The 8,181-nt window shown below is 67.2% G+C and carries 10 protein-coding genes; 4 read left to right on the forward strand and 6 right to left on the reverse strand.

Annotation, left to right across the window (positions count from 1 at the left end; translation table 11 throughout):
- Positions 1-9: 9 nt before the first annotated feature.
- Positions 10-936: a sigma-70 family RNA polymerase sigma factor gene (locus ACLJPX_RS40560; protein ID WP_410605515.1), complete on the forward strand. Its 927-nt coding sequence runs from the start codon at positions 10-12 to the stop codon at positions 934-936.
- A 42-nt stretch (positions 937-978) separates the two neighbouring features.
- The gene (locus ACLJPX_RS40565; RefSeq protein ID WP_410605516.1) at positions 979-1,413 is read left to right on the forward strand and encodes a VOC family protein; all 435 of its coding nucleotides are present in this window, start codon (positions 979-981) and stop codon (positions 1,411-1,413) included.
- Here the strand turns inward: ACLJPX_RS40565 and ACLJPX_RS40570 are convergent.
- From ACLJPX_RS40570 to ACLJPX_RS40590, 5 genes are all read right to left on the reverse strand, one after another.
- Positions 1,410-3,173 carry a prolyl oligopeptidase family serine peptidase gene (locus ACLJPX_RS40570; protein ID WP_410605517.1) on the reverse strand — a complete coding sequence of 588 codons (1,764 nt, stop codon included), beginning with the start codon at positions 3,171-3,173 and terminating at the stop codon, positions 1,410-1,412. The genes ACLJPX_RS40565 and ACLJPX_RS40570 overlap by 4 nt on opposite strands.
- A 19-nt stretch (positions 3,174-3,192) precedes the next feature.
- Positions 3,193-3,630 carry an SRPBCC family protein gene (locus tag ACLJPX_RS40575; protein WP_410605518.1) on the reverse strand — a complete coding sequence of 146 codons (438 nt, stop codon included), beginning with the start codon at positions 3,628-3,630 and terminating at the stop codon, positions 3,193-3,195.
- Complete coding sequence (locus tag ACLJPX_RS40580; RefSeq protein ID WP_410605533.1) at positions 3,627-3,944, reverse strand: ArsR/SmtB family transcription factor; 318 nt, start codon at positions 3,942-3,944, stop codon at positions 3,627-3,629. Before ACLJPX_RS40580 ends, ACLJPX_RS40575 begins: the two co-directional genes overlap by 4 nt.
- A 67-nt stretch (positions 3,945-4,011) precedes the next feature.
- Positions 4,012-4,710, reverse strand: coding sequence for a lysoplasmalogenase family protein (locus tag ACLJPX_RS40585; RefSeq protein ID WP_101612388.1), 699 nt, complete (start codon positions 4,708-4,710; stop codon positions 4,012-4,014).
- Positions 4,711-4,770: 60 nt separating this feature from the next.
- Positions 4,771-5,781, reverse strand: coding sequence for a GlxA family transcriptional regulator (locus ACLJPX_RS40590; RefSeq protein ID WP_410605534.1), 1,011 nt, complete (start codon positions 5,779-5,781; stop codon positions 4,771-4,773).
- A 43-nt stretch (positions 5,782-5,824) separates the two neighbouring features.
- On the opposite strand from ACLJPX_RS40590, the gene ACLJPX_RS40595 reads away from it, so the two are divergent.
- On the forward strand, positions 5,825-6,592 hold the full coding sequence (locus tag ACLJPX_RS40595) for an NAD(P)H-dependent oxidoreductase (RefSeq protein ID WP_410605519.1): 768 nt from the start codon (positions 5,825-5,827) through the stop codon (positions 6,590-6,592).
- On the opposite strand, the gene ACLJPX_RS40600 is transcribed toward ACLJPX_RS40595, so the two are convergent.
- Entirely contained in the window at positions 6,551-7,156 is a 606-nt protein-coding gene (locus tag ACLJPX_RS40600; RefSeq protein WP_410605520.1) for a flavodoxin family protein, read from the reverse strand. The genes ACLJPX_RS40595 and ACLJPX_RS40600 overlap by 42 nt on opposite strands.
- Positions 7,157-7,253: 97 nt before the next feature.
- Between ACLJPX_RS40600 and ACLJPX_RS40605 the strand changes: the two genes are divergently transcribed.
- Positions 7,254-7,673, forward strand: coding sequence for a MarR family winged helix-turn-helix transcriptional regulator (locus tag ACLJPX_RS40605; RefSeq protein ID WP_101612384.1), 420 nt, complete (start codon positions 7,254-7,256; stop codon positions 7,671-7,673).
- The last annotated feature ends 508 nt before the right edge of the window (positions 7,674-8,181 follow it).

Genomic DNA, 8,181 nt, shown 5'->3' on the forward strand with positions numbered 1-8,181 from the left:
AGGCGACGGATGGCGGAAACACTGCTCGAAACGGCGCAGGCGGGTGACTCGGCCGCTTTCGGACAGCTGGTCGCCCCGTTCCGCGGCGAGTTGCACGCGCACTGTTATCGCATGCTCGGTTCGGTACACGACGCGGACGACGCCCTGCAGGAAACCCTCGTCCGGGCCTGGAAGAGTCTCGATCGCTTCGACGGTCGCGGTTCGATCCGGCCGTGGCTGTACAAGATCGCCACGAACCGCTGCCTGACGGCGATCGAGCGGCGGGGACGTCGCGAGTTGCCCGCCGACCTGGGCCCGGACGCGCCGGAAGCCGAACGTCTCTGGCTCGAACCGTATCCGGATCAGGGGCCCGAAGCCGGGTTCCTGATCCGGGAGAACATCGAGCTGGCCTTCGTCGCGGCGTTGCAGCGCCTTTCCGCGGTGCAACGGGCGGTGCTCGTACTTCGTGAAGTGCTGCAGTTTTCGGCGCAGGAGGTCGCCGAGCAACTGGAGACCACGGTGGCCTCGGTCAACAGCGCCCTGCAGCGCGCCCGCAAGGTCGTGCGGCTGCACGGAGAGCCCGGGCCGATCGGCGATTTCCGGGAGGTGGCGGGCAAGTACGTCGCGGCTTGGGAAAGCCGCGACGTCGACGCCATCGTCGCGATGCTCACCGAGGACGCCAGGTACAGCATGCCGCCGCTGCCCGAGTGGTACCAGGGCCGCGACGCCATCCGCGCGTTCCTGCTCGACGGCCCGCTGACCAGGGAGTGGCGGCTCCTCCCGGCGCGCGCGAACGGGCAGCTCGCGTTCGGCACGTACCTGTGGGACGAAGGCGAGAACGCCTTCGTCCCCGGCGGGCTCGACCTGGTCGTGCTGAACGGCACGAAGATCGCCGAAGTCGTGTCGTTCCTGACAGCCGACCTGACCCGGTTCGGATTGCCGGGGAAGATTCCCTGATCGAGGGCCATAGGTGTCCGCATTGGTTGCCAAGCTCTGCCCATGACCGAAACCACGGCACGCCCCGCTTCCCTCCACTCCTACCTCGCCTACCGCGACGCTCCGAAGGCGCTTCGCTGGCTCGAAAGTGCCTTCGGCTTCGAGACCCTTATGGAGTTCCCCGACGAGAAGGGCCTGATCCAGCACGCCGAACTGCGGCTCGGTGGGGCCTCGATCATGGTGTTCAGCGCGGAGGAGGACTACGACCATGCGACCCGCAAGGGTGAGACCGTCGGCCACGGCCTCTACGTCAGCCTTCCGACGCAAGAGGCCGTGGACGCCGTCTTCGCCTCCGCCGTCGAAGCCGGCGCGACGCAGGTCTGGGCACCGGCGAACACCGAATGGGGCAACTACCGCTGCCGGGTCGACGATCTCGAAGGTTACGAGTGGACCTTCGGCACGCACATCCCCGGAGAGCCGCAGGCCGACTGGAGCTAGAGCAGGCGCGCGAACCACTCGCGAGCCCGGCGAAGCAAGTCCAGCTGGTGTTCCCGCCCGCGGAGCGAATGCCCTTCGCCGGGATACACGACGAGCTCGTGTTCGACGCCGAAGTGGCGTAGCGCGCGGTGGAAGAATTCCGCCTGGGACAACGGGACGTTCGTGTCTTCCGCACCGTGCACGATCAGCACGGGGGTCTCGACCTTCGACGCGAAGGAGATCGGACTGAGCTGATCGTGCCGGTGCGGGCCTGTCCCTTCCCAGCCGATACTCCCGCTGTGGGCGGCTTCCATCAGCGGACCGAGTTCACCGGTCGCGGCGAGCATGCTCCAGTCACAGATCCCGGCGACCATCAGCGCCGCCTTGAACCGGCGGGTCTGCCCGACGGCCCAGGCCGTCATGTATCCGCCGTGGCTCCCGCCCACGATCCCGAGCCGCTCCGGATCGGCCACTCCTTCGGCGATGAGGAGATCGATCCCGGTCTCGATATCGCCCCATTCCTCCAGGCCGACCCGTCCGGCGACGGAAGCGGCGAATTCATGCCCATGACCTTGTCCCCCACGGGGATTCGGCAGGAAGACGGCGTGCCCTGCCAGGGCGAACCACTGCGCGGACGGGAACCAGCCGAGCATGAAGCGGTCCGCGTGCCGGTCGTACGGTCCACCGTGCACCCGCGTGACCAGCGAGAAAGGCCCGTCGGCCCGGGTCTTTCCCGGTGGCAGAACGAGCAGGCCGTCCAACGTGAGGCCGTCGGACGCCTTGTAGGACAACCGTTCCTGGGAGCCCCACGAAATCCCGGCGAACTCCGGCGCCGTGTCGCTGACCCGCGTCAACGCCCCGCCCACCGGTCCACAATGGACATCCTTCGGCCGGTGTGCGGTGCTCAGCACGGTCACCACGATCTCGCCGTTCGAGGCCACCGCGTCGGCTTGCCCTCGCCAGAACGACACTTCGCCGGACCCGAGCCGATGGAGGGCCGTGTCGAGCCCGTCGGCGACGAGCACCAGAGGAGCACCGGAATCGACCTGCGCGAGCTCGACCGGGCAGGTCGATTCCTCGGTCAGGTTCCGCTGTTCCCCTGTTTCCACGGAAACGTCGAAGACCGCCCGGCCGCCCACCAGTTCCGGATTCCCGAGATACGCGATGCGCCAGCCGTCCTCGTCCCGCCACCAAACGGGGCCGGCGGCTTCGATCGCGACCCGGCCGAGATCGTGCCGCTCACCGGTTTCCAGGTCCAGCACGGAAAGCCGGGGTTCGAGACCACCCGGATCGACCTCCGGCGTCGGCCAGGTGACGACGGCGAGCGCCTTGTCGTCCGGACGGCGGGCGACGGCGACGACGTGGTCTTCGACCAGCGTTCCGATCTCGCCGGTCCGCGGGTCGAAACTCCGCAGCCGCGCCGGGCGAAGGCTCTCACTCCAGACCCAGATGGCCGGCGCGGGCGTCTCGTCCTCGGCGATGAACACGATCCTGTCGTGCATCGGAACGAACCCGGTGATCTCGCTCTGCCAGGCGAACAGTTCCTCGTCCCCCGAACAGACACGGCCGTCCCGGAGGAAGTAGAGGGCGTCCGCGGACCACTGGGGCGAGGACCCTTCGGCCAGCTTCCGCGGCTTTTCGCTGCCGTCCACAGCGGCGAGCCAGATCTCGGGGACGCCTTTCGTGATGGTCGAAACCTGGTAGGCGACCCATTTCCCGTCGGAGGAGAGCGCGGGTACCGACGGGAAACGGCTGTCGACGATCAGCTCAGCGGTCAGCATGTCCCCATCCTGCCGGAAGTCACCGCGTCAGTGCTTTGCCCAGTTTGTCGAGCCAGTCGCCCGTTCCCTGCTCCCGCCAGCTCGGTTCTTCGTGTCCGTCAAGGAAGGTGCCCTGTTCGATCAGCGTCAGCCGGGTGCCGCCCGCCTCGGCTTCGAACAAGATCGTCGTGACGGACACGGTCGCCGGGACGTCGTTCGCGGAGAGCGTCGACGCGTAGACGATCCGCTCGTTTTCGGCGATGTCCGCATAATTCGACGTGAAGGCCATCCGTTTCTCGTCATCGGGCGGACCGGTGGTGACTTCTCGGCCGCCGACGCGGAAGTCCAAGGAGTGGCCGCCGCCCGGCACGGTGAACCAGCCCGCTTTCGCGGCAGGGTCGGACCAGGCGGCGAAAACGCGTTCGGGCGGAGCGGAGTAGACGCGTTCGAGGGTGAAAGTGGCGTGTTTGACGGTCATGACCGGTTCCCTTCATCGGAGTCCAGAAAGCCACCAAGGCGATCGAGCCGGTGTTCCCAGCCGGTGCGCTGCCCGCCGAGCCAGTCTTCGGCCATGCGCAGGCCGTCCGGTTCGAGGTGGCAGGTGCGGACTCGCCCCGCCTTCTCCGTCCGGACCAGCCCGCAGGTTTCGAGCACCTGGAGGTGCTGCATCACGGCGGGCAACGACATCGACAACGGCTGCGCGAGCTCCCCCACCGAGGCAGGTCCCCGGGTGAGGCGCTCGATCATTTCGCGGCGCGTCCCGTCGGAAAGCGCCTTGAACACCTGATCCATCCGTTGGTTAGGCACATGCTTAACTATCCGCCCACGCCGAGCGATAGTCAAGTAAATGCTTAACTTTCTACTTCTCCGCGGTCATGCCTTCGACGAGCAGCCACTGCGAGGCGAGGTATGACGTCAGCACGAAGGTCTCGAGGTTCGCCCGCACCCGCTCGCTGGTGACGAAGTTGCGGCGGATCAGGATCGCCAGATCCGACGCGGAGAACAGCAGTGCGCCGGCGGCGATCCAGGTCCGGCGGTCACCCGACGGGACCACCATTCCGCCCGAGACCTTGGCCTTCGGCGCCAAGGCCGGGTCGGCCGCGAGGGTCGACGTCGTGCTCAACAGTCCCCCGTAGACCGAAAGCACCGAGGACACCGGAGACGGCTTCGGCAGCGCCATCGCGACAGCCGCCGCAGCCCAGGCTCCGAGCCGGGGCGACGCGGTCGCGGCACGCGGACGGGCACCGCGACGCCACAAGAACGCGGAGTACAGCACCTGCATCACGCCGAACGACGTCGCGCCCTTGATCAGTTCGCGATCCTCGTGCGACCGGCCCATGAAATGGTCGCCCGCGCCGGCCGCGACCAAACCGGCGATGAGCAGACCCTTCTCCCCTGGTGCAAGCGTTTGCGCCCGGGCGACGCGAGCGGCGAGTACGGGGACCGCGGCCGGTTTCGTCACCAGTTGCAACCGCCGGTTGCCCGTCCTGGCGGAGTACACCGTGCCGATCGCGGCGACGCCGAACAGCACCCGCTCGGCGAACTTGAGGGCCTTCACGAACCACCTCCGGAACTTATTTCTGGGTAAGTTACCAGGAGGTCAGCTCGATGACGTCTCTTAAACGGCCTCGCGGAAGGTGTTCCGGTACGCGCTCGGTGAGACACCGAGCGCCGCCTGCAGGTGCTGGCGCAGCGAAGCGGCGGTGCCGAACCCGGCCTCGGTGGCGACCTTGTCCACCGGCAGATCGGTCTCCTCAAGCAGCTGACGCGCCCTTTCGACCCGCTGCTGAGTGAGCCACTGCAAGGCCGAAATCCCGACCTCGTCCCGAAAACGTCGCGTGAACGTCCGCGTGCTCATCGACTCCTTCGCCGCGAGCTCGCGCAACGTCAACGGCCTGCCGAGGTTCTCCAGTGCCCAGGTACGCGCCGCCGCCGTCGACGACGACTGCGGTTCCGGAACCGGGCGGCGGATGAACTGCGCCTGCCCGCCCTCCCGGTGCGGCGAGACGACCGTCCCGCGCGCGACCTCGTTCGCGACCGCGGCACCGTGATCACAACGGATCATGTGCAGGCAGAGATCGATCCCGGACGCGACGCCCGCAGCCGTCAGCACGTTGCCGTCGTCGGTGTAGAGCACGTTGGGATCGAGGGCGACCTTCGGGAACTTCGCCTGGAAGTCCAGCGCCGAACGCCAGTGCGTGGTCGCCTTCCGGCCGTCAAGCAGACCGGCGGCGGCGAGCACGAAGGCGCCCGTGCAGATCGACGCGATCCTGGCGTCCGGCCGGATCAGCTCCAGCGCCCGCGCGAGCGGTTCGGTGAGGTCCTGCCCGGTCGGCTCGTACTCGGTGGACGACGCCGGGATGACCACGGTGTCGGCCTCGGCCAGCACCTCGGGCCCGACCGGGACGGAGATGGTGATGTCGGCGTCGGTCCGGATCTGCCCCGGCTCCGGTGTGCAGGTGACGACGTCGTAGAGCCGCTCGCCGTCGGCGGATTTGGCCGTGCCGAACAGCCGGGTGACGATGCCCAGCTCCATCACCAGCATTCCGTGCCGGACCAGCACGGCGACCCGATGGCGGTCCGGATGCGCGAAAAAGCCCATGGCTCGATTCTTGCACATGTTGGCCATCGAGCCACTCGCGTCGACCTGAGCGCCGAGGGACGGTGGGGACATGAACGTGTTGTGGATCTTCGCCCATCCGGAACCTCGTTCCCTCGGCGGCGCGCTGCGCGACGAAGGCTTGCGCACGCTCCGCGCCCAGGGGGCGAACGTCCGGGAGTCCGACCTGTACGCGATGAAGTGGAAGGCCGTCGTCGACGCAGACGACTTCGGTTCAGCGGCGCCGAGCGATCGCTTGATCGTCGGCCCCACGTCGAAGCACGCCTTCGAGACCGGCGAACTCAGCGACGACATCCGCGTGGAGCACGAGAAACTGGACTGGGCGGATGCCGTGATCATCCAGTTTCCCTTGTGGTGGTACGGAATGCCCGCGATCCTCAAGGGCTGGTTCGACCGCGTGTTCGTCAAGGGGTTCGCTTACGGCGTGCGGCGCCCCGACGGCAAGACGTCGCGCTACGGCGAAGGAGCCCTGGCCGGGAAGCGCGCCATGGTCCTGCTGACCGCGGGCGCGCCGGAGGCCACCGTCGGACCACGCGGCGTGAACGGCGAGATCGACGACCTGTTGTTCCCGCTACAGCACGGAACCCTGTGGTACGCGGGAATGTCCGTCCTCCCTCCGCTGACGGTCTGCGGCGCTGACCGCGTTTCCCCCGAGCAGTACGACGACGCCGTCGCGGCCCTGCACGGCCGGCTGCGCACACTGTCCACTCGCGACCCGATCCCGTTCCGCTCCCAGAACGGCGGCGACTACGACGAGCACCTCGTGCTCCGCGCGGAGTTAGCTCCCGGCCGGAGCGGGAACGGCGTGCACCTCCTCTAGACGTACGGAGTCCGCGTCGGCGAAGAAGGTTTCGGCCGCCTTGAGCGCGCCTTCGTCGAGCAGGACGTCACCGGGACGGCTCCCGTTGCCGAGCAACTGCCCACCCCACCGCATTCCGAGATATTCGGCGGTTTTGCGCAACGTTCCGATCAACGGTTCCGCTTGTTCCGGCCGCTCGGCGAGCGCGCTCACTCCCCACAGGGTCTTGCCGCGCATCCGCGCCTTGAACTCCAGTTCCGGCTGATCCAGCCAACTCGCCCAGTGGTCGAAGTACAGCTTCACCGACGCCGAAACGCTGTACCAGTAGACCGGCGACGCGATCACCAGATCCGTGGCGGCGAAGGTCGCGTCGAGCAGCAACCGCTCGTTTCCGGCCGGTGGCACGAAGTCCTCACCGTCGTGCTTCCGGTCGACGAACGGCGTCAACGGGACCTCGGCCGTCCGGATCCACCGCTGCCCGACGCCGCGAGGAAGCTCTTTGGCCGCCCGCCTCGCCAGGATCTCCGTGTTGCCACCGGCACGGGCACTCCCGACCAGGAACAGAAAGCTTCGATCGTCGGACATGACGATCCCCCTCCGAAGTGATTTCAAAGTACATGTATGTGCAAGCAGATTGTGTCACTGCATGTAAACTGGTGTCAAGGAAACTAGGGAGGTCGCCTTGACCGCCGATGAACTGGCGTGGGGCCGCGTCCTCGCGCTGCACGGGCGCATCGAGCAGGAACTCGCGAAGGCATTGCAACGACGGCACGGACTCGGTCTTTCCGAGTTCCGCGCGCTCGGCAAGCTGGCCGCCACCGGGAAGGGTGTCCTGCGCATGCAGGAACTCGCCGAGGCGATCGGGCTCAACCAGAGTTCCGTGAGCCGGATGGTCGTCCGCCTCGAAGACGCCGGACTGACGGAGCGCGACCCGTGCGAGGCCGACCGCCGCGGCGTGTATTCGTGCATCACCAAGGAAGGCCGGAAACGGCACGCCGAGACCGAGCCGACCTATCAGGAGGTACTGGCGGCCGCTCTCGACAAGGCCGAGGCCGACCCTGAGCTGAAGGACGCCGTCGCCGCGCTTCGCGGCGTCTCGTGAGTGGCGCCGCGGGTTCTTGAAGGACTCCTTCACGTACTTCTGGAGTGGCGGTGCGGAGTCGGTCGTGAGTGGCGATTCGGGTTCTGGTGGACCCGTATTTGTCTACCCACGGGATCCCGATGTCGTCTCGGTGGGCTTGTTCTGTTTGCCGATGTGGGCGAGCGGGGAAGATTTGGGACACTCAACGTCCCGATTCCTTCACACTCGACCGTGCCATCGCTGCCACTTCGCACGTGCGCTGGTCAGGTGCAGGTAGGCAAACACCGGTCCGGTCTAAGCCGAATCGCCCCTCCCGACCGAGGCGTCGCTGACCAGTCCACCGTGAGGCCACACCAGCCGGTTCGGGTGTCGCGAAAGCCACTTTCGCGACGTCTGATGTCCCGAAAGAAGCTTCTATGTCAAGTCTGTTTTGAGTGCTTGGTAGATGGTGTTGGTGAGGTGTCGTTTGAGTGCTCGGAGTGCGGCTTTGGTGGTGGCGTGGGGGTGGTTGTTGGTCCAGGTGTCGCGG

Origin of the sequence: Amycolatopsis sp. lyj-90 (assembly GCF_046549035.1) — a bacterium.
In the GTDB taxonomy this organism is placed as follows: domain Bacteria; phylum Actinomycetota; class Actinomycetes; order Mycobacteriales; family Pseudonocardiaceae; genus Amycolatopsis.

Bases quoted from the DNA above. Each gene is read 5' to 3' on its own strand.
- ACLJPX_RS40595 (WP_410605519.1), top strand. From the start codon at position 5,825: ATGAACGTGTTGTGGATCTTCGCCCATCCGGAACCTCGTTCCCTCGGC.
- ACLJPX_RS40600 (WP_410605520.1), bottom strand. From the start codon at position 7,156: ATGTCCGACGATCGAAGCTTTCTGTTCCTGGTCGGGAGTGCCCGTGCC.
- ACLJPX_RS40565 (WP_410605516.1), top strand. From the start codon at position 979: ATGACCGAAACCACGGCACGCCCCGCTTCCCTCCACTCCTACCTCGCC.
- ACLJPX_RS40590 (WP_410605534.1), bottom strand. From the start codon at position 5,781: ATGGCCAACATGTGCAAGAATCGAGCCATGGGCTTTTTCGCGCATCCG.
- ACLJPX_RS40560 (WP_410605515.1), top strand. From the start codon at position 10: ATGGCGGAAACACTGCTCGAAACGGCGCAGGCGGGTGACTCGGCCGCT.
- ACLJPX_RS40580 (WP_410605533.1), bottom strand. From the start codon at position 3,944: ATGGATCAGGTGTTCAAGGCGCTTTCCGACGGGACGCGCCGCGAAATG.
- ACLJPX_RS40570 (WP_410605517.1), bottom strand. From the start codon at position 3,173: ATGCTGACCGCTGAGCTGATCGTCGACAGCCGTTTCCCGTCGGTACCC.
- ACLJPX_RS40575 (WP_410605518.1), bottom strand. From the start codon at position 3,630: ATGACCGTCAAACACGCCACTTTCACCCTCGAACGCGTCTACTCCGCT.